27 protein-coding genes and 2 tRNA genes are annotated in these 23,213 nt (G+C 62.3%); 13 read left to right on the forward strand and 16 right to left on the reverse strand.

The window, feature by feature from the left end:
* The 7 genes from QM612_RS02210 to QM612_RS02240 all read left to right on the forward strand — a co-directional run.
* On the forward strand, window positions 1–818 hold an 818-nt coding region (locus QM612_RS02210), incomplete at its 5' end, for an HAD-IC family P-type ATPase (RefSeq protein WP_415252265.1).
* A 146-nt stretch (window positions 819–964) separates the two neighbouring features.
* Entirely contained in the window at window positions 965–1,360 is a 396-nt protein-coding gene (locus QM612_RS02215; protein ID WP_415252266.1) for a DUF4124 domain-containing protein, read from the forward strand.
* 129 nt (window positions 1,361–1,489) lie between these two features.
* Window positions 1,490–2,518, forward strand: coding sequence for a DUF4105 domain-containing protein (locus QM612_RS02220; protein ID WP_415252326.1), 1,029 nt, complete (start codon window positions 1,490–1,492; stop codon window positions 2,516–2,518).
* Complete coding sequence (locus QM612_RS02225) at window positions 2,515–4,596, forward strand: esterase/lipase family protein (RefSeq protein WP_415252267.1); 2,082 nt, start codon at window positions 2,515–2,517, stop codon at window positions 4,594–4,596. The genes QM612_RS02220 and QM612_RS02225 overlap by 4 nt, the downstream gene beginning before the upstream one ends.
* Window positions 4,597–4,733: 137 nt before the next feature.
* On the forward strand, window positions 4,734–5,036 hold the full coding sequence (locus QM612_RS02230) for a hypothetical protein (protein ID WP_415252268.1): 303 nt from the start codon (window positions 4,734–4,736) through the stop codon (window positions 5,034–5,036).
* Window positions 5,037–5,292: 256 nt separating this feature from the next.
* The gene (locus QM612_RS02235) at window positions 5,293–5,550 is read left to right on the forward strand and encodes a hypothetical protein (protein ID WP_415252269.1); all 258 of its coding nucleotides are present in this window, start codon (window positions 5,293–5,295) and stop codon (window positions 5,548–5,550) included.
* Complete coding sequence (locus QM612_RS02240) at window positions 5,547–5,813, forward strand: helix-turn-helix domain-containing protein (protein WP_415252270.1); 267 nt, start codon at window positions 5,547–5,549, stop codon at window positions 5,811–5,813. The genes QM612_RS02235 and QM612_RS02240 overlap by 4 nt, the downstream gene beginning before the upstream one ends.
* A 213-nt stretch (window positions 5,814–6,026) precedes the next feature.
* On the opposite strand, the gene QM612_RS02245 is transcribed toward QM612_RS02240, so the two are convergent.
* From QM612_RS02245 to QM612_RS02285, 9 genes are all read right to left on the reverse strand, one after another.
* The gene (locus tag QM612_RS02245) at window positions 6,027–7,148 is read right to left on the reverse strand and encodes a zonular occludens toxin domain-containing protein (RefSeq protein ID WP_415252271.1); all 1,122 of its coding nucleotides are present in this window, start codon (window positions 7,146–7,148) and stop codon (window positions 6,027–6,029) included.
* Window positions 7,148–7,441, reverse strand: a complete 294-nt coding sequence (locus tag QM612_RS02250; RefSeq protein ID WP_415252272.1) for a DUF2523 family protein — start codon at window positions 7,439–7,441, stop codon at window positions 7,148–7,150. Before QM612_RS02250 ends, QM612_RS02245 begins: the two co-directional genes overlap by 1 nt.
* Before the next feature lie 3 nt (window positions 7,442–7,444).
* The gene (locus tag QM612_RS02255; RefSeq protein ID WP_415252273.1) at window positions 7,445–8,830 is read right to left on the reverse strand and encodes a hypothetical protein; all 1,386 of its coding nucleotides are present in this window, start codon (window positions 8,828–8,830) and stop codon (window positions 7,445–7,447) included.
* 138 nt (window positions 8,831–8,968) lie between these two features.
* The gene (locus QM612_RS02260) at window positions 8,969–9,208 is read right to left on the reverse strand and encodes a hypothetical protein (RefSeq protein WP_415252274.1); all 240 of its coding nucleotides are present in this window, start codon (window positions 9,206–9,208) and stop codon (window positions 8,969–8,971) included.
* Window positions 9,209–9,219: 11 nt separating this feature from the next.
* Window positions 9,220–9,414, reverse strand: a complete 195-nt coding sequence (locus tag QM612_RS02265; RefSeq protein WP_415252275.1) for a hypothetical protein — start codon at window positions 9,412–9,414, stop codon at window positions 9,220–9,222.
* 5 nt (window positions 9,415–9,419) lie between these two features.
* Window positions 9,420–9,701, reverse strand: coding sequence for a single-stranded DNA-binding protein (locus QM612_RS02270; protein ID WP_415252276.1), 282 nt, complete (start codon window positions 9,699–9,701; stop codon window positions 9,420–9,422).
* 9 nt (window positions 9,702–9,710) lie between these two features.
* Window positions 9,711–10,847: a replication initiation factor domain-containing protein gene (locus QM612_RS02275; RefSeq protein ID WP_415252277.1), complete on the reverse strand. Its 1,137-nt coding sequence runs from the start codon at window positions 10,845–10,847 to the stop codon at window positions 9,711–9,713.
* A complete protein-coding gene (locus QM612_RS02280; RefSeq protein ID WP_415252278.1) occupies window positions 10,844–11,047 on the reverse strand; it encodes a hypothetical protein in 204 nt (67 codons plus the stop codon). Before QM612_RS02280 ends, QM612_RS02275 begins: the two co-directional genes overlap by 4 nt.
* Window positions 11,048–11,235: 188 nt before the next feature.
* Window positions 11,236–11,370 carry a hypothetical protein gene (locus QM612_RS02285; RefSeq protein ID WP_415252279.1) on the reverse strand — a complete coding sequence of 45 codons (135 nt, stop codon included), beginning with the start codon at window positions 11,368–11,370 and terminating at the stop codon, window positions 11,236–11,238.
* A 175-nt stretch (window positions 11,371–11,545) separates the two neighbouring features.
* On the opposite strand from QM612_RS02285, the gene QM612_RS02290 reads away from it, so the two are divergent.
* The 6 genes from QM612_RS02290 (at window position 11,546) to QM612_RS02315 (ending at window position 16,953) form a co-directional block, all read left to right on the forward strand.
* The gene (locus tag QM612_RS02290; RefSeq protein ID WP_415252280.1) at window positions 11,546–11,929 is read left to right on the forward strand and encodes a DUF3693 domain-containing protein; all 384 of its coding nucleotides are present in this window, start codon (window positions 11,546–11,548) and stop codon (window positions 11,927–11,929) included.
* Window positions 11,930–12,294: 365 nt separating this feature from the next.
* Complete coding sequence (locus QM612_RS02295) at window positions 12,295–12,756, forward strand: hypothetical protein (protein WP_415252281.1); 462 nt, start codon at window positions 12,295–12,297, stop codon at window positions 12,754–12,756.
* Window positions 12,757–12,966: 210 nt separating this feature from the next.
* Window positions 12,967–13,182: a hypothetical protein gene (locus QM612_RS02300; protein WP_415252282.1), complete on the forward strand. Its 216-nt coding sequence runs from the start codon at window positions 12,967–12,969 to the stop codon at window positions 13,180–13,182.
* A 151-nt stretch (window positions 13,183–13,333) separates the two neighbouring features.
* Window positions 13,334–14,203, forward strand: coding sequence for a thioredoxin (trxA, locus tag QM612_RS02305; protein ID WP_415252283.1), 870 nt, complete (start codon window positions 13,334–13,336; stop codon window positions 14,201–14,203).
* A gap of 72 nt (window positions 14,204–14,275) precedes the next feature.
* Entirely contained in the window at window positions 14,276–16,228 is a 1,953-nt protein-coding gene (locus QM612_RS02310; RefSeq protein WP_415252284.1) for a bifunctional serine/threonine-protein kinase/formylglycine-generating enzyme family protein, read from the forward strand.
* Between the two features lie 26 nt (window positions 16,229–16,254).
* The gene (locus QM612_RS02315) at window positions 16,255–16,953 is read left to right on the forward strand and encodes a DUF502 domain-containing protein (RefSeq protein ID WP_415252285.1); all 699 of its coding nucleotides are present in this window, start codon (window positions 16,255–16,257) and stop codon (window positions 16,951–16,953) included.
* Between the two features lie 342 nt (window positions 16,954–17,295).
* On the opposite strand, the gene QM612_RS02320 is transcribed toward QM612_RS02315, so the two are convergent.
* The 7 genes from QM612_RS02320 to alaS form a co-directional block, all read right to left on the reverse strand.
* On the reverse strand, window positions 17,296–18,573 hold the full coding sequence (locus tag QM612_RS02320; protein WP_415252286.1) for a type II toxin-antitoxin system HipA family toxin: 1,278 nt from the start codon (window positions 18,571–18,573) through the stop codon (window positions 17,296–17,298).
* 2 nt (window positions 18,574–18,575) lie between these two features.
* Window positions 18,576–18,899, reverse strand: coding sequence for a helix-turn-helix domain-containing protein (locus QM612_RS02325; protein ID WP_415252287.1), 324 nt, complete (start codon window positions 18,897–18,899; stop codon window positions 18,576–18,578).
* A 55-nt stretch (window positions 18,900–18,954) separates the two neighbouring features.
* Entirely contained in the window at window positions 18,955–19,383 is a 429-nt protein-coding gene (locus QM612_RS02330; RefSeq protein ID WP_415252327.1) for a flagellar hook assembly protein FlgD, read from the reverse strand.
* A gap of 345 nt (window positions 19,384–19,728) precedes the next feature.
* A tRNA-Arg gene (locus tag QM612_RS02335) sits at window positions 19,729–19,805 on the reverse strand.
* 74 nt (window positions 19,806–19,879) lie between these two features.
* Window positions 19,880–19,972: transfer RNA gene (locus QM612_RS02340), tRNA-Ser, on the reverse strand.
* A 69-nt stretch (window positions 19,973–20,041) separates the two neighbouring features.
* Complete coding sequence (gene csrA, locus QM612_RS02345; RefSeq protein ID WP_415252288.1) at window positions 20,042–20,239, reverse strand: carbon storage regulator CsrA; 198 nt, start codon at window positions 20,237–20,239, stop codon at window positions 20,042–20,044.
* 96 nt (window positions 20,240–20,335) lie between these two features.
* Window positions 20,336–22,987, reverse strand: a complete 2,652-nt coding sequence (alaS, locus tag QM612_RS02350; RefSeq protein WP_415252289.1) for an alanine--tRNA ligase — start codon at window positions 22,985–22,987, stop codon at window positions 20,336–20,338.
* Window positions 22,988–23,213: the final 226 nt, after the last annotated feature.

The following is a 23,213-nucleotide window of genomic DNA, read 5'->3' on the forward strand; positions in this document are numbered from 1 at the left end:
CCCGCGCCGTGCTGGATGCCGCAAGCGAACGCGGCATCGCCATCCGCGCAGCGAGTGACAGCCATGCGATCGCCGGGCGCGGCATGCAGGGGCAGGTGGAGGGACGCCGCATCGTGCTGGGCAATGCCGGCTGGATGCAGGCGCTTGGCATCGACATCAGCGCCGGTGCGCAAGCTGCCGAACGCGCCGCGCAGGCCGGGCGCACGCCGACCTGGCTTGCATCGCAGGACGGGCAGGGCTGGCGCTTGCTTGCCTTGCTGGGTTTCGAGGACGCACCGCGCCCGCAGTCCGCAGCCGCCATTGCCGCACTGCGCCGGATGGGCCTGCGCCTGCTGATGCTGTCCGGCGACAACCGCACCGCCGCGCTGGGCATGGCCGCGCAGGTTGGCCTTGCACCAGACGAAGTGCGCGCCGAAGTGCTGCCGGACGGCAAGGTCGCGGTACTGCGCGAGCTGGCTGCCGATGGCCCGGTGGGCATGGTGGGCGATGGCATCAACGACGCCCCCGCATTGGCTGCCGCTGATGTCGGCTTCGCCATGGGCAGCGGTACCGACGTGGCGATGCACGCGGCATCGGTCACCCTGATGCGGCCCGACCCGATGCTGGTGGCCGACGCCATCGACATCTCCCGACGCACCAATCGCAAGATTCGCCAGAACCTGTTCTGGGCCTTCATCTACAACCTTGTCGGCATTCCGCTGGCCGCATTCGGCAAGCTCGACCCGATGCTGGCCGGCGCGGCGATGGCGCTATCCAGCGTCAGCGTGGTGGGCAACGCCTTGTTGCTGCGGCGCTGGACGCCGCGCGCCCGCAACTGACGCAAGAATGGGTTCCAACACCTGTCGCATGCCGAAGACCGGAAGATCGGGCGGTTTTCCGACCCCGCGCGCCGCAGTTCCCTGACTGTGCCAGTCAACCTGCATCGCCAGACTACAGCTGTCGAAACAGGAAACGGAAGCGAGACATGCACTGGCAACCCTGCGCTGCAGCCATCCTGATGCTTGCCGCACCCACCGGGACAAGCGCTGCGGAGCTGTACCGCTGCACTTCGTCCGCCGGGCCGGTGAGTTACCAGGCGCAGCCTTGCCGGCCCGGCCAGCGGCTGGATCGGGTCATCGACTACCAGCCGGTGCCCGACTCGCCGCCCATGCGTATCGATCCCGCACCGAAACCGAAGCCTGCACGCGCCACCAGCGTTCGCAGCCATGCCCGGCGCAGCAAGCCCGCGATGACCGACAACGAACGCTGCCGCGCCGCACGCGAACACCGTGACCGCCAGTTGCAGAAGCTCGGCCTGCGGCGCACTTACGACCAGTTGGGCAAGCTGGAGGAGCCGGTCAGGGCCATATGCCGATGGTGAAGCCGCCGCAGCTGCCTGAAGTGCTGTAATAATCGGTGGCATCGCCCTCAAGGGGAGCGTGATACCCATGGTCCTCGAACCGGTCGCGGTGACGCATCGCGACAACCCGCAGGAGTGCCCGTGGCCGCAATGATCCGTGCATTGCTGCGGTTCATGGGGCTTGCTGCCTTCGGCATCACCTTGCTGCTGGTTGCGGCATGGGGCGTGTTTGCCCTGTGGTACCACACGCCGGTGCAGCCGCGCTGGGTACTGCCCGCACTCTGGTGCGCAATCGCCATCGCCGCATTGGCTGCACCATGGCTGGGCCGCTGGCACAGGCCAACGCAGATCGTGTTCGTTGCTGCACTGGTGGCGCTGCTGGGATGGTGGGGAACGCTGAAGCCAGCGCACCAACGTGCATGGTCTGATGACGTGGCCCGGCTGCTTGAATCGGACATCGCACGCAACCGCGTGGTGTTGCACAACGTGCGCAATTTCGACTGGCGCAGCCAGACCGACTACACCGTGCGCTGGGAAACCCGCGAATACGACCTCAGCCAGCTCGCCTCCGCCGACCTGATCCTGTCGTACTGGATGGGGCCGCACATCGCACACACGCTGGTGTCGTTCGGCTTCGACGACGGACGCCAGGTGGTGTTCTCGCTGGAAATCCGCAAGGAGCAGGGCGAAGCCTTCTCCGCCATCGCCGGCTTCTTCCGCAATTACGAATCCGTGCTGATTGCGTCCGACGAATACGACATCGTGCGTACCCGCACCAATGCACGCGGCGAAGACGTCTATCTGTACCGGCTCAACCTGAGCCGGGACGCCGTGCGCAAGCTGTTCCTCGGCTACCTCGGCGAAGCCGAGGCGATCCGCAACAGGCCGCGTTTCTACAACACCCTGACCAGCAACTGCACCACCGTTGTGCATGACATTGCGCGCGGCATCGCGCCATCGCTGCCGCTGGATTACCGGCTGCTGCTGTCCGGGCATCTGGCCGAATATGCACTGGACCAGGGTGGGCTGGTGCCCGGCTACAACTATTACGCGCTGCAGGCGGCAGGCTACGTCAGTGATCGCGCGAAAGCCTACGCCGGCCCACCGGAAGGCTTCCCGCGTGCGATCCGCGTCGGCATTCCCGGCATCGACGACGCCCGGCAGAACGTCCAGCCATGATGATCCGACTGCATCACCTGCATCGCCTGCTGCTCGCCGGCGTATTGCTGCCGTTGCTCGGCGGCTGCGCCATCGTGCGCGAGTTCAGGCCGGTGGTGACGATGGATTCGATGACGCCGGGCGAGTACATCGCCCAGCAGCGCGGCGACATCCTGACCACCGGCAAGCTCAGCGTGCAGACCGCGCAGGCCATTCGCGTATCCGGGCTGGATGCGGATGGTTGCCCGGCCGCAACCACAAGCTGCATCGAAGCCATGCGCACCGCCCCGGGCCTGACCAACGAACGCCGGCTTTCGGCGCTTTCGGAACTCTGGCTGCGGCATGCGCTGACACTGGAAGCGCAAGGCGATACCGGTGACGCACAGCTTGGCGCGATGATGGAAGCCGCTCGCCACGCCTATGCCTATCTGTTCTTTGCCGAGCGCAGGCCGGGCGAGCGCGCGTTCGAAGACCGCCAGGTGCAGGTGCGCGACTGGTACAACTACGCCGTGCAGGAAGCCAGCACGCTGCTGTTCGAGCAGAGCCGAAGCGCCCCCGGAGCGCCGGGGCAGGGCAGTCAGCCAGACACCATCCATGTGGCCGGCTGGACTTTCCACATCGACCTGGCCGGCATCCGCATGCCCGAAGGCGTGAGCATGCCGAAGGAACTGCTGCCTGCGGCCTCGCTCTCGTTCACCGGTTTCCTCAGTACATGGCGTCGCGAAGGCTTCGGGGCCGAACTGGTGGCGGTGATGGAGGATGACCCGATCACCTCAACGCCTACGCTCGCACCCACGCCGGCAGAAGACGAAGGAGGCAGCGAGGAGGAAGTGGATGCCGCCACCGCGCGTGAATTGCGGCGGCGCGCACCGGTCTGGAGCGAAATGCCTTCGCCCGGCCTGACCGTGCTGTTCCGTTTCGGCAATGGCAAGGCCGACGCCGAAGCGCTCGCTGCCGTGCTCGAAACCCGCGAGGTGCGCGTCGAAGCACACGATCCCTATGCCATCGATGCTGCCGTCTTCCACGGCCAGCGCGTGCCACTTGCCGCCAACTTCACCGCCGGCTACGGCCTGTGGCTGGCGCGCTCCGGCTTCAACAAGCAATCGCTGCACACGCTGTTCGGCAGCGGGCAGGGCATCGAACGCCCGCATCTGTACATGATGCAGCCCTACGACTCCAATCGCCGGATCATCCTGATGCTGCACGGCCTCGCCAGCAGCCCGGAAGCCTGGGTCAACCTTGCCAACGAGATCCAGGGGGATGAAGAACTGCGGCGCAACTACCAGATCTGGCAGGTCTATTACCCAACCAACATGCCGATCGTGCTCAACCATGCCGCGATCCGCCGGCTGGTCACGCGCACGCTGAAACACTTCGACCCGGATGCCAGCGCGCCGGCATCGCGCGATCTGGTGCTGATCGGCCACAGCATGGGCGGCGTGATCGCCCGCCTGATGGTGTCCACCGCAAGCGATGAACTCCAGGCATGGGCCGAGCAGGAACAACGCCGCCAGGAGCAGGCGCGCAAGGAAAGCAGCAAAGCGGTGGCAGCCGAAATCGATCCGCAACGGCAGGAACAAGTGCGCCGCCGGCTGGAACGGCTGCTGCGGTTCCAGCCGTTCCCGGGCATCGAACGCGCCATCTTCATCGCCACGCCACATCGTGGTACTGCGGTCGCCGGGCAACGGCTCGGTCGCGGCATCGCCCGGCTGGTGCGGCTACCGCTGACCCTGCTGGAAGGCTTCGGCGAAATGCTGCCGGGCGGGGACGGCCTTGCAAAATCCCTCGAAGACAGCGGCATGCGCCTGCCCAACGGCATTGAAAACCTCGACGAGCATGATCCGTTCGTGCGCGCCGCAGCCGACCTGCCGATTTCGCCAAACGTGCGCTATCACTCGATCATCGCGCAGGCCGATCCATCAGTACCGCTGGAACAATCCGACGACGGCCTTGTCCCATATCGCAGCGCGCATCTGTCCGGCGCGCTGTCGGAGAAGGTCATCACCTCCGGCCACAGCGTGCAGCAGACCGCGCTGTCGATCCTCGAAATCCGCCGAATCCTGCATTTGGAGCTGATGGAGCAGCAATCACGACCTTGATCTATTTACATAATGTGCATTATGCGAAAACTGCGGGCGATGTTGAACGGCTGGCGAATGCTCTGGTGGTGGCTGTCTTGGAAGTTTGGGCGCAGGCCCGCATCTGATGACCCATCGAACCTAGAGGCGTTTGCAGCGTGAACCCCTTGACTGCCCTTTCAACCGGCGTGAAGTGCTGGCCCCAGTGGAAAGACTGGGGCTTCTGCTATCAGACCGGAAACCTCATCGACCCGAACGGACAGGCCTACAGCCCCGGCTTGATTCAGGGCGGCGCATGGCTGCGCCAAATGCAGGAACTGCGAGACCGGCTCATCTTTGCCGACAACGGCACAACCGTACCGGCACTCACAACCGACGACATGGGCCGCACCAGCAAGAACCCGATTCGCGATGAACGAGAACGCCAGAACGAGGCACACAAGGCCGCGCTGGAACTCTAAAAGCGGGTTTGCAGGGAGGTGAATTGGTTCAGGCGTTCACTTGATCGGTATTCGACATGACCCCAGCGCGTGATTCCGTCGCAAGGGCATGAAGCGTGAAGCGCCACCATGAGCTACGCTCATAAAAAGCAAGACACCCGACGAACGGTTGATTTTAGGAGATGATCGGTAAGTTTAAGGCATTGACATTAGGCAATAATTGCCTATAATTACTCCCGTGCCAGCCATCCCGGCGAGGCGAAAAAAGGAGTAGCAGATGAACAAGTTCGTGGAGTTTCTGGGCGGTGCGTGGATCAACGGCACGTCTGTTGCCGTTTACAATGACGGTGACGGCGTGAAGCTCTGCGCTGAAACGACGGGTGGGAAGAAGATCAGCAATACCGCACGCTTGACTGCTGATGAGTATGCCGCGCTCAAATCCGAATGTTTCGACGATGTGATCAACAATAACGACGCGCTGGCCGCATCGCGTGCTCTTGATTACATGTTTAAGCATCACCCGCTGCCCGCATGAGCGCCCATTCACTGCCGAACAGGCAGCCAGACGCATCAGGACACGACCCGCGCCAAGAATACCTCCGGTCGCTGCTCGTTGATGCTGGACTATCTCAACGCGAGGCTGCGCGGCGCATTGGCGTGAGCGAGCGGATGATGCGTTACTACCTCGCCGACGAATCTGCCGACCACCGGCCCGCACCGTATGTTGTGCAATTCGCGCTCGAAGAGCTTGCGCGGAGACACGACGTGCCGGACGCCGATAACAACGTGCAGGACTAAAAAGAAGATGCGAAACCTACAATGGCGCGGCCTTGCACTTGCGCTCGCCGCTTGCGTTGCATGGCTGTTGTGGCACTGGCCCAAGCCGGAAGAAGCCATGACAACATTTGAACTGGAACCACCGTGCAGCGTGGTAGTGCATGAACTCGAAGATGGCAGCCTCGAATGCTGGAATGATGACGGGACACGCATGTATGTCCCAGCAAGCCAGCTTCAATACGCGCCCAAGCCATCCGCACCGTAGGCCGCGACACTGCCGAACGATGAAGCCGGCACCGGAGGCGACGGCTGCGCATCTTGTGCCGCCACCTGCCCCTCGGTTGCCTCCCCCTGCATCTGCTGCTCAAGCGGCCGCTTGTAGGGATTGTAGCGACCGCCATAACGGGCAATGTCGGCGCACTGGTCGAGGTCAAGCTCGTAGCGCGTCCCCTGCTCCGTCAGGCACGTGCAGCTTTCAGTGATCCATGTCTTGCCTCGCTGGTGACCGCTCGCCATGCAGAAAACTTGCGGATCGCTAGCGAATTCGCGGTTCACGAAGCCGGGTGCAGTGAAAGGCGCATCGGCAATGAGCGGTTGAACTTGTGCGGCGTATTGAGCAGCCGTGTCGATCCTTTCCCGCTTGTCGCCAGCCCGGTCAGCGGCTAGAACGCTAGGCGCGTTCTGCGCCGCTTGGACCGGCTGGCTTTCATCGCCGTAAACAGCGCGCCTGATCTGCAACACCACGCCGCCCAAGATCACCGCTGCGATAAGCGCGAGAAGTGCAGCACGCTTGTACTTGTGTGGCACGGTACGTTTGACAGTATGTACTTCGGCAGAGGTGTAGAGGTCGTAGCAGTCCTTCGGAAATGCCCAGCTATGGTGATCCTCGACAGCAAGAGCCTTGTCGCTGCGCACGTTGTCGATGACGCGGCTGCGACTGTAGATGATGGCCGACTCTTTACCGTTCTCGCGCACCAAATGTTCGTGATAACCAACGAGAGCACGAATATTCGGATGAATCAGCGCCGGGTGCTGCGTGAGCAGAACCAGACGAATACCCATATGGCGAATGGTTTCCATCGCCGCGATGTAGGACGGCACGCCGCGTTCAGCACGGAAAAAACGCTGGCATTCGTCAATGACCAGCAAAGAGCCTGCGGGGAGACCTTCCCACTTCGTTGGATCGGGAAAGTCGATCACTTCGGGCAGCTTAAGGCCATTGACGTTGCAGACGAAAACCTGCATGCCCCGTTCGATGGCTTGACGCATGAACCACACTGCGCGAAGCGTCTTGCCTGATCCCGGCACCGCCGTGATGAGTGTGATGCTGGCGGTTTGTGCAATGTCGACACTCATTAGTCGGCCTTGGAGAAAAACAGCTTCTTGGCGCTAATGAGCGTCATGGCTGAAAGCATGATGGACACGGCCTTCGTGACGCCGAACAACGCTAACCAACACTGCATTGATGCCGGCATCGTTGCCCACTTGGAAACAACAAGATTTGTCAGCGGTTCCATTGCAAGTTCATTAGTACCGATGACGATGCCTAAACGACCAAGAAACCCGGCAAACATCATGGCACCCTTCGCCATGAAGAAGCGGGAAATCCAAGGCCCAAGGGCCGCGAGAAGTGCAGCAAGTGCAGGCATTTTTTAACTCCCGAGCTTGACGGCCACCCAGATATAGGCGAGCGCGACGATTAGAAATCCGATCCAACTTGCAAGGCTCCAAAACTCGGCGGGCAACGTGATCGGCTCGCCCATAAGCTCAAGCGGCACGCCGAAGCTGCACTGCCCGCCACCGCTGCCTAACAAGCCCTCATTGAGCGTTGGAACCCCGCCGCCGCCGTCGAAGATACTGCCGACGCTCACACCGTCGAGACCATCCCCCTCGCCAGCAAGCTGATTCGCTTGATCATCCTGCAGCTTGTTGCGAGCCGTTATCGCGCAGCGTGTTTGCCACGCCTGCATCGCAATTTGCGATAAGAGAGGATCACCGCTGCTAACAGGTGGACTATCGCAAGTAGTGCCGCCGGTCGAGCCGTTTTCGTCGCCGCCTTCCTCGCCGCCCTCTTTGCCGCCGTCCTTGCCGCCAGCCTCGGTGTTGTTCTGTGTCTTGTAATTCTGGATGGTGGTGGTGATCGATGAATCGCCCTTCGTTGTCGTCGTAGTGATCGGATCATCGATAGGCTCGTACGTGTCGCCGTCATCGGTAGCCGGTTTCTTCGGCAATGGCACGTCGGTACCCGGCCCCTTCACTTGCAACGTGTTTTCGTCGCCCTTCTCGCCTGTCTCGCCCGGACGCCAACAAAATTTTTTGCCAGTACTAGCGGTCGCGCATTGCTGCCCGTCCGGCTTGATGCACATGGTTTGACCAGCAACGGCCTTGCATTCCTCGCGCGGCGTGTTGTCGTCTTGCTTGCCGTCGGCAATATCAGGATCGGCAGGCTTTACAGCGCATGCGCCGGTATAACGAAGCATGCCACGGTAGAAGGTAGTGCCAAGAGAATTAGTAATGATTTCGGGATTATCGATAACGCTACTACAGCCAGAATCATGGCAATAACTTGACCAAGTACGAGTAATTGGCCCTTGAGATGAAATGTCGCCATTAAGCGCCAAGCATTCCTCATCGCTGCGCTTCGGTAACGAACACCTATTAAGCGACGAATTAAATTGAGTTCCTGCCGGGCATCCGTATTTGAAATATTGGCTTGATGTATTAACAGAAGCGCCGGCGCAGCTGTTAACCGAAGAACAAAAAGTGGATCGAACATAACCGGAACTGTTAACGTCGCCGCTCACAGCGCAACGTGACTGTAAATGTTGGTAGCTAGAAGATACAGGCCAATTATCAGTTTCATATTCGCACTGATCGATCGCATCTTGTACCGTGCAGCCGACTGCATAAGAACTGCAATCCGTTGCGCGAGCCTGCCCGACACCCAACCATGTCAAAGCAGCCAAAACAAGAAGCAACCAGAACCGCGCAGCGCGTGCGTGGCGCGTGATCCTAAAATAAGCGCGTTCGATGCTCATTCGTCCCATCCCGTCGAAACCACGACCGCCGCGCACATCCACCAAATCAATTCGATCAATGGAAACAGTTCCGCGAACATTTCCGTTCTCCCTGAAAAAGAAAGGGGCCGAAGCCCCTTCCATATCGCCCGAGGGCGATTAGCGCGGCTTGAGCAGGCCGGCACCCTTGATGGCCCAAAGCACAACCGCAAAGGCGATGACAAGGCCGACCACGGCGACCTTGTACGTCGAGAACTCGGATTCGATGCTGGAAACGTCAGGGCCGTTGCTCTGCGCCAGCGCCATACCCGAGGCCAGCAGGCCAGTACCGACCGAAACAGCGCGGCCCATGTAGTGCTTCGCAGTCTGCGAAGCCTTTTCGAACTTGGAACGATCCATCTTTAGAACTCCTATCGTTGAGGTTTAAAAGCACGTTTGACAAAGGCCACAACCACCAGCGCCCCGAGGAACGCCACCCCCACCGCATTGGCCTGTTCATGCGTTGGCAGGAAGTCGGAAAAGCTCGCCTGATCGACCCATGCCTGATACGCGCAGGAACCATCCTGCGCAGGCGTTTCATCGAGACAGGCGAGGACGCGAGGCATGGCGATTACTTCGCCTTGCCCTGCTCGACGCGCTGCCAATTCCGAGCGCGCATGCTGATTTCGACTTTGCCGAAACCGCCCGGGTACACGGCATCGTCCTTCGGCTCATAAATGCCCAGCGGCAAATCGTTGTCGCCGTCTTCCAGCTGCAGCGAGGAACGCCGACGCTCGCCGTTCGGGTAAGTGATCATCCCGGACTGCTCGATAATCTGGTAAGGCTTACCGCGCTTGCTAATGCCGGATTTCGTGATGGCATTCGGTGCGGTGATTTCGATTTGCAGCTTCATGGTGTCCTCCTAGGACGTTGCGGCCTTCTCGGCCTGTTGTTGCCCCTGTGGGGCGAAAAGGATTACCGTCAGCAATTGAACGGCCTGATCGGGCGATGGACACCACTTAGGCAACTTTCTTCGTGCCGTTCCGGCAACGAGCCTGCCGAGTGTCTCTTCATCGCCCTGAGCGGCATACAACATGGCATTGAGCATTGGCCCGTACTGCTTACGGAAGTGCATCACTGCACGCTTGCAATTTGCAATGACTTGCTCGGTTGCAACGCGGAGGCGTTCACCGATACCGGCAACGAAGTCGAGAACCGGATACGCGCCCACAAGGTAGGCTGCGCCGTCGATCAACATGTTGAGCGGTAGCTCACGGCGGTTAGAGGCGTGGAATTCGCCCTCATAGCGCACCCACTCGCTTTCCATGTCGCCCTGTTCCCTGCCCTTCTCATAAACGCGAAGCTGGTTTTCTGATGCGCGACTGCCGACATACAAGGTCTTGCCGGTTTTGTTGCCCATGTCATCGATAAACCGCGCCTTGGGCTTCTGGCCGCGCTTGTCAAAGTCACCGCCGTCATAGCGCTGCATGGCCCAACTCACCGGGTATTGGCCCTCAAAGTCGTCTGCCGCTATGTCGATGCGCGTGATGCGCGCATCGCAGCAGCCCAGCAGTGAAGCGAGCAGCGACCACCGCTCAGCATGGTCACTGCCACTGCTGGTTTCATACAGGCGGCAGCCGTCGCCGGTAAGCTCAATGCGCGCAGTAGGCGTGCCGTCTTTGCGATACGTGCTAATAGTCGGCTGACCATCGACAACGCACTCACGGCCTCCAAGCTCGATCAAGCCGACATGGTTGCCCTGCGCGTTTTCCAGCCGGACGCGCCAGCGATAGAAGGTGCCGGGGCGTTGCTCGCCCAGAGCGAACACGCCGGGAAAGAAGTGATCCGCGATGTGCTGCGCGACTTCCTGCACGCTTAGGCCCAGCGTGCCGTTCAAATCCTGCAATAGCTCCTGCGCATCGCCCACCACTTCGCGGGATTCAAGAACAGAGAGCAGATCAACAGAAACAGCCAGCCAGTCCACGACCGTGCCGATTCGTTCAGATTCACTGACTCCCCTGTTAGACAAGGGGAGTCCCTTGGCAGCGGTTTCGCTCATGAAATGCGCCCCGGCTGTACGAACTTCGGGCAGCGGCGCATTGCCGCCACCCATTCCTCACGCTCGGCACGCAGGAAAGCCATCTGCTCGCGTTGCACGTCGGAAGGCTCCACGACGCTCAACAGGTAGCGAAGCTCGGCATCGGTGCGCTGCCAGCCGTCGATAAGCTCGCCGTATTCGCGGCAAATCACGTCACCCATCGGACGTTTCGCCCATGACTTCTTCCGGCGTGCAATACGTGCAATCCCCACAACGACCGTCAGGCGCGAGCCATTCGCAGCCCTTGTCACAGCAATAGCAGGTGTAAAGGCGAACGATCACGCGAACAGCCCTCGCATAATGCGAAAGGCCAGCACCTGCGCCGGGTGCGTCGTATAGAGAACGAGCATCACCAGTCACGCCCCTTGGTGGCCTGCCACCAGATCAGCGCTGCAATGACGATGCCGACGCAGATGCCCATGAAGAAGGACGTTTGCGCCAGCGCCAGCGCATCGATTCCCGAATCAAGCGATTGCAGTTCCATCCCCTGCCCCTTTGAGAAGGCCACCGAGACGGACAGAGCGCGGCAAGGGGAGATGCCTAGGGGAATCCGGCCCCCTGCCCTGCGACCCGCCCCGGTGGCGTGATCGATGTTCTGCATCGCAGAACAGGGTCGCGTTGTACTGTAGGGCAGAACATCTTGTCAATAGGGACAGAACATGAACGTCAGCGAGCTACTAGACGCAGCCAAGAGAAAGCAGGGAATTGCTACAGATATGGCACTGGCCGACGCACTGGATGTAAGTCGATCCGCAGTGTCGTCATGGCGGAAAGGCGTTCAATTGCCCGATGCAGTGCGATGCGCTGCGCTTGCTGGGTTGACCGGCGAACCGCTGGCAAAAGTGCTGGGCATCGTCGGCGAGGCCCGAGCAATCAGCCGCGAAGAAAAATCAGTGTGGCGCAGGCTGGCAGCGACCGCCGCCGCCCTACTCTTGACAGCAGGTATATTTCACGCTCCGCAAGCAACGGCGCGGGTTTCAGAAGGTCAAAGCATCAATGCAAATCCTTACGCTTTGTGCATTATGCGAAATAGTCTGATGTGACTGTATCATGTCCTCGCCGCCTCCTACGCGGCTTGTAGCATTTCTGTCCGCCGCCAAGGAATCGCCCCGACGCCAGCCAACAAACACCCAGTTGTAGACCAACAATTGCCCGCTATTCGTACAGGCTCCGACAAATCGCCCCAATGCATCGTTAGCCGCCAAGAATTCGCCCGGTTCTCACTGTCGCCTGGCGGATGACTGTGCCCGCATACGCCACTCGCAGCACATGTAGCGCAATCCAACTGGCAATACGGCGTCCTTACAGTTGAACAAGTTGCCCGTTAGCTCTACAAAGCCTTCGACAAGATGCCCAAGCTTTGAACTCCGGGACCAACGACCATCCCAGCCTGTAGAGGAACTGATCCATGAGTTCGAATCCGGCTGCACTAAGCCCTCTATCAATCGAGGAAGCCGCTGCCGCGCGACGAGCCGAATTGTCCCGCGACTGGCCAACAGCGGGACAAGTTGACGAGAAGCTTTCAGAAACACTTGGCGCGCGAGCCACGGAACTGCGCAAAGCAGGTCGACTGCTGGCCGTGTACCTGACCGAACCGCACCATCACTTCAGATTCCCTAGCTGGCAGTTCCAACCAGATGGACAGCCAATCGCTCAGTTCGCTGAGATTCTGTCGATTCTGCGGGAGTTCGGCCCATATCTGGATCAGGACGGTCGAACGACGGGCTGGGGTGAAATCGAATGGTTCCACTCACCGCACGTTCTCCTGGACGACGAACGCCCCTACGACATGCTCGGAACGGAGCCCCAGCGCGTTCTGGACGCGGCGCGAGTCGAGTACATCGAAGAGAACGACGCCGGCGGATTCTGAGGTTAAGAACGCACCAACCCGTCGTTTTAGGCTAGGGACCCTAAAAATAGGATCCAGCCACTAATTCAGTCCTAAATCCTCTCCTCAGGCTTTGGCTGCGACGTCTTTGGCGCCGCCATCGGTTGGACCCAAGCGCTAGTACTGGCGCAAGTCTGGCCGGCCAATGCCGATGCCTTATTCGCACGTGGGCTCGCCTACGGCGAAAGCCGCGTGGTATGCAACGCACACTGGCAGAGCGACATCATCGAAGGCAAGGTTGTGGCCGCCGCAACCTTCGCGTTGCTCCAGAACAATGCCGCATATCAGCAGGATGTGAGCCTCGCCGCGGCCGACGTGGCCAAGGCCAAGGCCAAGGGCCTGAAGCCGAACAAGGATTGCGCCGCAGAAGCGGCCGCGCTAGCCATACGCATTCCCGGCATCCTCTGAGACATTAAGCACCCGCAGGAAATATCTCGCGGTATTTCGGCGCGAATCGACCGCTGATAGCCAGACATATGCCAGCAAGTATTTTTGGCATCGACTTGTGAATCCCGCGATCTGCCACCATATTCCCGGCATCACTCCAGAAGAAAGACCGATGACCGACGCCAGCAACCCGCATGTATTCGATGCCAGCGCCGCGACCTTCGAGGACGCGGTGATCCGCAAGTCGCTGGAAACGCCGGTGCTGGTGGACTTCTGGGCCACCTGGTGCGGCCCGTGCAAGACGCTCGGCCCGATCCTGGACAAGCTGGCGGCCGACTATCACGGCGCGTTCGTGGTGGCGAAGGTTGATGTGGACAAGGAGCAGGAACTGGCTGCCGCTTTCCAGATCCGCTCGGTGCCGACGATGGTGTTGTTCAAGGACGGCCAGTTGCTAGGCGCGATTCCGGGCGTGCTGCCGGAAGGCCAGTTGCGCGAGATGCTGCAACAGGTCGGCATCGAACCCGCTGCACCGCCAGTGGACGATGCCCCCGAAGTCGCGCCGCCGCTTGATCCACACGCCGAGGTGATACGCCTGCGCAAGGCCATCGAAACCGAACCGGACAAGGACGAGCTGAAGCTCGACCTGGCACTGGCGCTGCTGCAAACCGGCGCAGCAAGCGAGGCCGAACACTTGCTGGACAGGCTGCCGGCCAACCTGTCCACCGATGACCGTGCGGTCAAGGCGCGCGCGCGGCTGGGCTTTGCCGCCCTGCTGCAGGACGCGCCGCCCGCCGAGGTCCTGCAGGCGGCGATTGCCACCAACCCGGGCGACCTGCATGCCCGCCACTTGCTGGGCGTGCGCGAACTGGTCGCGGGTGATGCCGAAGCCGGCCTGCAGCAGTTCATCGAGATGCTGCAACGCGACCGCACTTATGCCGATGGCCTTGCGCGCAAATCGCTGATCGACGCCTTCCGCGTGGTCGAGGACGAAGACCTCGTGAGCCGCTACCGCAGGAAAATGTCCTCGCTGCTGCTGGTCTGAGCATCCCGGCATGCCCGACCCGCATGCGCGGGCGGGTTCACCTGCACGGCTGCGCATCGTATGCTCGGGGTGGTGGAACCGCAGGGGGTTGAACGCTTGGTGGACAACGCGCATCCACGCATCGACGGCTATCGCATCATCCGCGTGATCGGTCACGGCGGCATGTCCACCGTGTATCTGGCCGAACAGACCTCGCTGCAGCGCAAGGTCGCGCTGAAGGTGATGCTGGCTGAGGCACTTGCTGACGAAGTCAGCCGCGCCCGTTTCGAGAATGAGGCACGCATCATCGCGCGCCTGGAACATCCCAACATCGTCGGCATCCATGAAGTTGGCCGCACTGCCGATGGCAGGCCGTTCTATTCGATGCCGTACCTGTCGCGCGGGCATCTTGCCCAGCGCCGGATGGCCGGCGACCAGCCAAAGGCGGCGACGATCCTGCGCGCACTGTTGCAGGCACTGGATTACGCGCATGTGCGCGGCGTGGTGCATCGCGACGTGAAGGCGGAAAACGTCTTGTTTGACGATGCCGACCGGCCGATGCTGGCCGATTTCGGTATCGCCCTGCGGCGTGGCAGCAACCCGCGCCTGACCCATTCCGGGCTGGCGGTGGGCAGCACCGCCTACATGCCGCCGGAACAGGCGCGCGGGCAGGACGTGGATCGCCGTGCCGACTTGTACAGCCTTGGCGTATTGAGCTGGGAAATGCTGATGGGTCGCCTGCCTTACGGCGCGCCCGATGCGCTGTCGATGGCGCTCAAGCATGTGCAGGAACCGATCCCGCGCCTGCCCGCCATCCTCAAGCACTGGCAAGGCTTCATCGATACCGCGATGGCGAAGAAGCCGGAGCAGCGCTTTGCCAGCGCGCAGGAAATGCTGGGCGCGCTGGACGCACTTGCACAACGTGCAGGCAAGGCATTCGTGCCGGTCGCGGTGCCCGCGCACGATGCCGATGTCCGGACATCATCGCCGTCACGCTGGCGCACCTGGGCGATCGGCGCTGCGGGGCTTGCATCGCTGTGCGCCGCGCTGGCGTATTTCGTGCTGGCACAGGACGACGTGATTCACGTACCGCCGCAAACAAGCCGGAGCACCGTCGTCCGTTCCGATGCGCCCGTACTTCCCGCGCAAGGCAAGGACATCGCATCCGACGGGGTCGCGCCCTACATCGCCAATGCCGAGCACCAGCTGCGTGAACGCAAGCTGCTGGCACCGCCCAACGGCAATGCATGGGACAGCCTGGATGCCGCATGGCGCATGGATGCCACCCATCCCGACACCCAGCGCGTGACCGCATTGCTGTTCGATGCGCTGGGCGAAGCCGCAACCAGCGCAATGCGGGCGGGCGATGCCGAAGCGGCACGTCTGGCGTTCCGACGTGCGCGCGAACTGGATGCCAGGCGCGGCGGCACCGGCATCGCCATCGACCAGTTGCGCAAGCGGCTGGACAACGCACTCGACACCCGACTGATCGCATTGCTGGCAGTGCCGGATGCGCCTGCAGCCAGCACCCTGCTGGCCAGCAGCAACTGGCTGGGGCTGGACGCCAAACGTCAACGTGCATTGCAGTCACGCATCGCAAGCGTGCGGGGTGGCAATGCAACGGCTGCCGCAAGCACGCAAGTAGATGCGCCGTTGCCGCAGGCTGCGATCCAGATCGTCACCGTGACCCGCGCCGACTATGCGCGCTTCGTAGCCGCCACCGGGCGCGCACCTGCCGATTGCGGCAAGGGGGTATTCGGTCGCAAGCGCAGCTGGCGCACCGTTGGCAGCAATGCAAGGCCGGTGACCTGCGTGTCTGCCATTGATGCACAGGTCTATGCCGCGTGGCTGGGTGCGCAGGACGGCCATCACTACCGCCTGCCGAGTGCAGGCGAACTGCGCGCGCAGCCGGTGCAGGTTTCCGGCTGGCTGACCCTGTGCGCGGATACCGCCTGCAATCGACGCATGGCCAGCGGCAAGCAGGAGCCGCTCGAAGCGGCGCAGGGTTATCCCGACGTGGGTATTCACCTGGCGCGCAGGAGTTGAGCCGCGCGCACGGCTAGAATGCGTGCATGTCCGCATCCCCTGCCCCCGGCCCTTCCCTGGGCCAACGCCTGCAACGCCTGTTCCTGACCGGTCTGCTGACCCTGCTGCCACTGTGGCTGACCTGGGTGGTGGTGAAGTTCCTGTTCGTGCTGTTGGGCGACCTTGGCAAGCCATTGGTCGAGCCCGCGCTGCACGGCATCGCACAGCGCAACCCGCAGACCTTCGGCTGGCTGGTCGAGCCCTGGGTGCTCAATGCCATCGCGCTGGTCGCCACCTTGCTGGTGATCCTGCTGGCCGGCTGGCTGGCAAGGCGCGTGATCGGGCAAACATTGCTGCGCTGGTTCGAGGCGATGGTCGCGCGCATTCCGCTGGCCAGCACCATCTACGGCAGCGCGCGCAAACTGCTGGACATCCTGCAAACCAAACCCGATGGCACCCAGCGCGTGGTGCTGGTGGACTTCCCGCACACGGAAATGAAATCGATTGGTTTTGTCACCCGGGTGATCCGCGAAGCCGGTACCGGGCGCGAACTCGCCGCCGTGTACGTGCCCACCACCCCCAACCCGACCTCCGGCTATCTGGAAATCGTGCCGGTGGAAAAGATCACGCCCACCGACTGGACTGTCGATCAGGCGATGAGCTTCATCATCAGCGGCGGCGCGGTGGCCCCGGACACGATTCCGTTCTCGCCGCCGCAGCGCGATGCAGGCAATTCGACAGGCTGAAAACAGGAATGCCGACCCGAAGGTCGGCATTACAATAGGTGGCGCGCCCGGAAGGTTCGAACCTCCGACCCCCAAGTTCGTAGGCGGTGATTGTGGGTCGGGGCGGTACGGCATCAATCAGCCGCACTCGGTGACAAATGGCAAGTCACTGATATTGCTTGATCTTATCCACAACACATTTGACCCCGGAACGTGCCGATTTTTCCCGTGACGGTGCCCGTTGGCACGGAATGGGCACAGACCGTGGCACGGAAACGACCACCAAGTGCACGGCACGGGTTCGCAATCCGGGCGGTGCTTGGAGGTCAAAAATCATGCCGACGGGCAATCCCAGAGCAGCCATCAGAGTTTCCGATCCACGTCTCGCATGCCGATATCGACCGCGCGGCGGAAGGCACTGGCGACCCGATCGCACTCCCGCACCGAAACACCCAACCCTTCGAACGTCTCGCGCCAACTGCGTACTGCGCGCACCACGCGTTCGATGACCCGTGCCGCGTCCGGCGGCAGCAGGCCAAACCGCCCGGCTCCCGCCAGCGCGTTGTCCAGCCGTGCCAACCGACCCTGCGGCCCGATCGACAGGTGCAGCATCCGCTCCTGCGCCACCTGCGGCTTGGGTACCACGTCATACAGCGGGCTCAACCGCCAGCCTCCACCTTCCGCATCGAAGAGAAACGCATAGTTGCGCAGGTGGTCGTCGTCGTTGGACACCAGAATGTTGAACACCATCCGCCCGAACAACTCGTTACGATCGGACGCGATCTGACCACTCACTCCGTGCAGGCCCATCGCATCGGATATGGCTGCGTAGCTGGAATCCGGCGAATCCTGCTCATGCAGCGCCAGCAGCGTGAGCGCGCTGACCATGTGGAGACGCCCGATGCCGCGGTCCAGCGGCTCACGGTCGAAACGCTCGATCAGCATCACCTGCCGTCCGTCAGCCAGCGATTCCATGCGCGTGCGCGGCACGGCCAGACCTGCCTCTCGCGCCAACTCCAGGGTGGCGCGCTCTACCAGAGGCACGTTGAACGCGTCGTTCCTGGCCGGAAACTTCGCGATCCACTCCCCACCGTCGACGGTCACCACCGCCTTTGGCCGCGCACCGCCCACGGAAGGTCCGCCGGCGAAGAAAACCTCCAGGTGGGCCGGCACCAGCTCACCTTCCTCGATTCGTGCCGCTGCATCCAGCAGATGGCGCAGGTCGAGGACTGACGGAAGCGCGCCGCCTGTCGGCAGACTGGTCGGCGTCTCGCGCACATCCAGTGCACCGGCGCGGTGCGGCCCGGCGTGGTCCAGATAGACGGATTCCGGCAAACCGTTGGGTGGCGCCCGCAACCGATTTTCGATCACGCGACGCCCCCAGGCGTCAGGTGTCGCATCACGCAGGGCGCCGAACATGGCCAACCCACCCGCCGGCACGCGTTCCTCGTGGTTTCGCCCCGGCACCAATTCCAGCGCGACTGGATCGACCGGCAAGGCATTGGCGCGCGTCACATAGCGGCGGCCATAGGCAAACGTCGAGGCCTGCACCTGCAGCCCTTGCTCGATCATCGACAGGCGCCCGGCCGGGACAGCCTCCGCCTCACCGGGCAGATGGATGAAGACCGTGCGTTCGACCATGCTCAGAAATCCAGTTCGTCACGTTGGCCGAGGCGCACACGCTTGGCCTTGGTGGTGTCCAGCAAGGCGGCGGAGGCGGGATCCCTCAGCGCGCCGAGCAGGGACAACAGACCCAAGCTCTCGAACACCGCAAGCCATCCGCCCAGTGAGACTTCGACCGCACCGCCCTCCAGGCGCTTGAGCGTGGCCAGGCTGATGCGGGCCCGTTCGGCCAGCGCCTGCTGCGTCCACGACCGCGCCAACCGCGCCTGACGAACCAGCTCACCGAGATGGCCCGCGGTCTTCAAGGTCGCAGGTGTGGCAAAGTCAGTTTCTTTCCGACGCATGGCTCATATTTGATATTTTAAGCTGATAACGGCTTATTTATGATCCTTATTACGCTTACTGAACTCGCCTGTCAAGAGCGCACATCAGCGACGCGCGCGAATGTCCATGTTCGAAACATCGCGCGGCGAATAGCCCGGCTATTCGCCGCATTTTGTGCGTCGAATAGGAGCTGACTGTGACCGTCCCTGCGGCACTCATGCCGCCGGCTTGCATGACATCGACAGCCCGGTTCAACAAACTCAACGCCTGACTCGCCGATGTCATCGTCAACAGGCTTTCGGAGTTCAGGCTCAATTGCCTTGACTGCTCCAGATTGCTGAATTGGGCCAACTGCGCCAGGAACTCACGATTGTCCACAGGCTCAAGCGGATCCTGAAACTGCAACTGCGACAGGAACAACTTGATGAACCCTTCCTGGTCGATGGTATTTCTACCCTGCACACTTGCACTGCCATTACTGACTGACCCACCGATTGCATCGATTGAGCGCGACCCAGGCGCAGATGATCAGGAACCGGGCAACTTCTGGCGGCGCCACGATGGCCTGACGCGGCTGTGAGGCTGGACGTTGGCCTCGTGGACCACGGCATGGCTAGCAGGTGCTCTATTGGCTCTTCTTTGCACGCGCCCCCCGACTCACTTGGATGATGCCTTGCTTCAATCTCATTAGAAGCGACCACCAAGCGAAATGACCATTTTTCGATTTTGGGCACGATCAGCCAAGACCGTAGGCACGGCGTGGGCACAGGATGGGCACAGAGCCCTCGCGAGATCCCAAAAGCAAAAGGGCCAACGAGCGGTAACTCGTTGACCCTTGTGCCTTTTTAGTGGCGCGCCCGGAAGGATTCGAACCTCCGACCCCCAAGTTCGTAGCCTGGTGCTCTATCCAACTGAGCTACGGGCGCAGAAGCGGAATTATGCGGTGGTACCGCATTCACGTCAACGAAAACCTGTTGCCGTGCATCGCGTTTCGCCAGAGTGGCGGAGACTGAGGGATTCGAACCCTCGATGGAGCTTTTGACCCCATACTCCCTTAGCAGGGGAGCCCCTTCGGCCTCTCGGGCAAGTCTCCGTCGGGCGAAATCGCGAGCGGCGAAGGATACAGGCTTGCCCGCGATCCGGCAAACCCCTTGACGCGGAATCAGTCTCCGTTGCCGGTTTCTGCAGCAGGTTCATCGCCGTGCTGGATGCGCTGGTAGATCTCTTCGCGATGCACGGCCACGTCCTTCGGCGCAGTGATGCCGATGCGCACCTGGTTGCCCTTCACGCCAAGCACGGTCACGGTGATGGCATCACCGATCATCAAGGTCTCGCCTACTCGTCTGGTCAAGATCAGCATTGCAACTCCCCTGTCGCGGCTCCTGCTGCTGGAGCCATTGCATCCAATCCGCCCCGATCATACGGGGCTTCGTTCAGCTTGCACAAGCGCGCCCGGTCAAACCGGAATGCGCGCGCGCACCCACTCCTCGACGCTGCCCAGCGCAGCCTGCAGCGCCGGGCCATCCTCGCCGCCGCCTTGCGCCATGTCCGGACGACCGCCGCCCTTGCCATTGATGCGACCGGCAACATCGCCCAGGAGTTCCCCGGCCTTGACCTTGCCCAGCGCCGCGCCGCTGACGCCAGCCACCAGCGCGGCCTTGCCGCCTTCGGTGCCAGCCAGCAGGATCACCGCATCGCCCAGTTGCTGCTTGAGCCTGTCCATCGCATCGCGCAGGGCCTTGGCATCGAAGCCTTCCAGCCGTGCGGCCAGCACCTTGATGCCGTTTACCTCGCGCGCCTGCCCGGCCAAGTCGCCGGTGGCACTGGACGCCGCCTTCGCCTTCAATGCTTCCAGTTCGCGTTCCAGTTTCTTCTGGCGATCAAGCAGTGCGCGCAGCTTGTCGGCCACGTCCGCATGCGTGCCGCCCAGCAGGGCGACGGCATCGTCCAGCCGGCGTTCTTCTTCGGCGACAAAATCCAGCGCGCCCTGCCCGGTCACGGCCTCGATCCGGCGCACGCCGGCGGACACGCCGCCTTCGGAGACGATCTTGAACAGGCCGATGTCGCCGGTGCGGCTGGCGTGGGTGCCGCCGCACAGTTCGGTCGAAGTCGGGCCGAAGCGCAGCACGCGCACTTCCTCGCCGTACTTCTCGCCGAACAGCGCCATCGCGCCGAAGTCCAGCGCTTCCTGCATGCCCATGTGGCGGATTTCGCCTTCGTGGTTGGCACGCACTTCGGCATTCACCCGGCGCTCGACCTCGGCCAGTTCTGCCGCCGTCATCGGCTGGAAATGCGAGAAGTCGAAGCGCAGGCGATCCGGCGCAACCAGCGAGCCTTTCTGTTGGACATGCGTCCCCAACACGTTACGCAGGGCGGCGTGCAGCAGGTGGGTGGCGCTGTGGTTGAGCACGGTGGCGGCGCGGCGCGCGGCATCGACGGAGCCTGCCAGCGTGTCGCCCTTCTTCAATGCGCCGGCCAGCAATGCACCGACGTGGGCGTGAAACTGGCCGGCCAGTTTCAGGGTGTCATGAATGGCGAAGCGGACGCCGGCTGCGGTGAGTTCACCCGTATCGCCCACCTGACCACCGGATTCGGCGTAGAACGGCGTGGCGTTGAGGATGACGATGGCCTCATCGCCTGCATTGACGGCATCGACCGGCTTGCCATCCTTGAGCAGCGCGACGACTTGCAAGCCTTCTGCGGAAAGGCTGTCATAGCCGAGGAACTTGGTCGGCGTGAGTTGCGCCACCAGTTCCGCAGGCAGTTGCACGCCGCCGCCGAACTTGCCAGCGGCACGCGCGGTTTCCTTCTGCTGCGCCATCGCCGCGTCGAAACCGGCCACATCGACGGTCATGCCGCGTTCGCGCGCCATGTCCTGCGTCAGGTCGAGCGGGAAGCCATAGGTATCGTACAGGCGGAAGGCATCCGCACCGGGGATCGTGCCGCCTGACTTCGCGGCAACATCGTTGAAGATGCGCATGCCAGAATCCAGCGTTTCAGCGAAGCGCTCCTCCTCGGCCAGCAGGGCGCGCTCGGCGGTGGCACGGCCTTCGCGCAGCACCGGATAGGCATCGCCCATCAACTCGTCCAGCGTCGCCACCAGCTTGTGGAAGAACGGCGTGCGAACGCCCAGCATCCAGCCGTGGCGCAGGGCGCGGCGGATGATCCGGCGCAGCACGTAGCCACGGCCTTCGTTGGACGGCAGCACGCCATCGACGATCAAAAAGGCGCTGGCACGGATGTGGTCGGCGATCACGCGCAGCGATTTGTTGTCCAGGTCCTCCGTGCCGGTCAGTTCGGCAGCGCGCTTGATGAGCGTCTGGAACAGGTCGATTTCGTAATTGGAATGGACGTGCTGCAGGATCGCGGAGATGCGCTCCAGCCCCATGCCGGTATCGACACAGGGCGCGGGCAGCGGCGTCAGGGTGCCGTCGGCTGCGCGGTCGAACTGCATGAACACGTTGTTCCAGATTTCGATGTAGCGGTCGCCGTCTTCGTCCGGCGATCCGGGCGGGCCACCGGGGATGTGCGGGCCGTGGTCGTAGAAGATTTCCGAGCACGGGCCGCAGGGGCCGGTATCGGCCATCTGCCAGAAGTTGTCGGAGGCGAACGGCGCGCCCTTGTTGTCGCCGATGCGGATGATGCGTTCCGGCGGCAGGCCGATGTCGTTCAACCAGATGTCATAGGCCTCGTCATCGGTGTGATAGACGGTGGCCAACAGGCGCTCCTTGGGCAGCTTCCAGACCTCGGTCAGCAGTTCCCACGCCCACGCGATGGCGTCCTTCTTGAAGTAGTCGCCGAACGACCAGTTGCCCAGCATCTCGAAGAAGGTGTGGTGGCGGGCGGTGTAGCCCACCGAGTCGAGGTCGTTGTGCTTGCCGCCCGCGCGCAGGCAGCGCTGCACGTCGGCGGCGCGGACGTAGCTGCGCTTCTCCGCGCCCAGGAACACGTCCTTGAACTGCACCATGCCGGAGTTGGTGAACAGCAGGGTCGGGTCGTTGCCCGGCACCAGAGGCGCGGACGGCACGATGGTGTGGCCCTTGGCTGCGAAGAAGTCGAGGAAGTCCCGGCGGATCTGAGCGGTACTGGTTTTGGAAGGCGTGGTCATTCTGGCGGATGCTGGAAAGGCGGATGCAACGGGCGTACCGCGATCCCGTCACGATGCGGGCGCGGAGCCGAGTTGGCAACCCAATTCCGGCTAGTTTACAGGCGAGTTCAGGCTTGGCAGCGGGAACGCATGCCTGATGGCTGATCGCAGGGCGCAGATCCGGGTGGGTGACATTCGCCGCTTAGGCTCCGCATCCGGCTCCGATGCGCGGACGCGCACCATCCAT

Source organism: Thermomonas sp. (assembly GCF_047606765.1).
Taxonomy (GTDB): domain Bacteria; phylum Pseudomonadota; class Gammaproteobacteria; order Xanthomonadales; family Xanthomonadaceae; genus Thermomonas.

Coding starts and splice junctions, on each gene's coding strand:
- QM612_RS02265 (WP_415252275.1), bottom strand. CDS start 9,414: ATGCCTCGCGTCCTCGCCTGTCTCGATGAAACGCCTGCGCAGGATGGT.
- QM612_RS02270 (WP_415252276.1), bottom strand. CDS start 9,701: ATGAAGCTGCAAATCGAAATCACCGCACCGAATGCCATCACGAAATCC.
- QM612_RS02285 (WP_415252279.1), bottom strand. CDS start 11,370: ATGGAACTGCAATCGCTTGATTCGGGAATCGATGCGCTGGCGCTGGCG.
- QM612_RS02235 (WP_415252269.1), top strand. CDS start 5,293: ATGAACAAGTTCGTGGAGTTTCTGGGCGGTGCGTGGATCAACGGCACG.
- QM612_RS02315 (WP_415252285.1), top strand. CDS start 16,255: ATGTCCGCATCCCCTGCCCCCGGCCCTTCCCTGGGCCAACGCCTGCAA.
- QM612_RS02275 (WP_415252277.1), bottom strand. CDS start 10,847: ATGAGCGAAACCGCTGCCAAGGGACTCCCCTTGTCTAACAGGGGAGTC.
- QM612_RS02320 (WP_415252286.1), bottom strand. CDS start 18,573: ATGGTCGAACGCACGGTCTTCATCCATCTGCCCGGTGAGGCGGAGGCT.
- QM612_RS02225 (WP_415252267.1), top strand. CDS start 2,515: ATGATGATCCGACTGCATCACCTGCATCGCCTGCTGCTCGCCGGCGTA.
- QM612_RS02215 (WP_415252266.1), top strand. CDS start 965: ATGCACTGGCAACCCTGCGCTGCAGCCATCCTGATGCTTGCCGCACCC.
- csrA (WP_415252288.1), bottom strand. CDS start 20,239: ATGCTGATCTTGACCAGACGAGTAGGCGAGACCTTGATGATCGGTGAT.
- QM612_RS02295 (WP_415252281.1), top strand. CDS start 12,295: ATGAGTTCGAATCCGGCTGCACTAAGCCCTCTATCAATCGAGGAAGCC.
- trxA (WP_415252283.1), top strand. CDS start 13,334: ATGACCGACGCCAGCAACCCGCATGTATTCGATGCCAGCGCCGCGACC.
- QM612_RS02255 (WP_415252273.1), bottom strand. CDS start 8,830: ATGAGCATCGAACGCGCTTATTTTAGGATCACGCGCCACGCACGCGCT.
- QM612_RS02290 (WP_415252280.1), top strand. CDS start 11,546: ATGAACGTCAGCGAGCTACTAGACGCAGCCAAGAGAAAGCAGGGAATT.
- QM612_RS02280 (WP_415252278.1), bottom strand. CDS start 11,047: ATGGGTGACGTGATTTGCCGCGAATACGGCGAGCTTATCGACGGCTGG.
- alaS (WP_415252289.1), bottom strand. CDS start 22,987: ATGACCACGCCTTCCAAAACCAGTACCGCTCAGATCCGCCGGGACTTC.
- QM612_RS02245 (WP_415252271.1), bottom strand. CDS start 7,148: ATGAGTGTCGACATTGCACAAACCGCCAGCATCACACTCATCACGGCG.
- QM612_RS02260 (WP_415252274.1), bottom strand. CDS start 9,208: ATGGATCGTTCCAAGTTCGAAAAGGCTTCGCAGACTGCGAAGCACTAC.
- QM612_RS02250 (WP_415252272.1), bottom strand. CDS start 7,441: ATGCCTGCACTTGCTGCACTTCTCGCGGCCCTTGGGCCTTGGATTTCC.
- QM612_RS02240 (WP_415252270.1), top strand. CDS start 5,547: ATGAGCGCCCATTCACTGCCGAACAGGCAGCCAGACGCATCAGGACAC.
- QM612_RS02220 (WP_415252326.1), top strand. CDS start 1,490: ATGATCCGTGCATTGCTGCGGTTCATGGGGCTTGCTGCCTTCGGCATC.
- QM612_RS02325 (WP_415252287.1), bottom strand. CDS start 18,899: ATGCGTCGGAAAGAAACTGACTTTGCCACACCTGCGACCTTGAAGACC.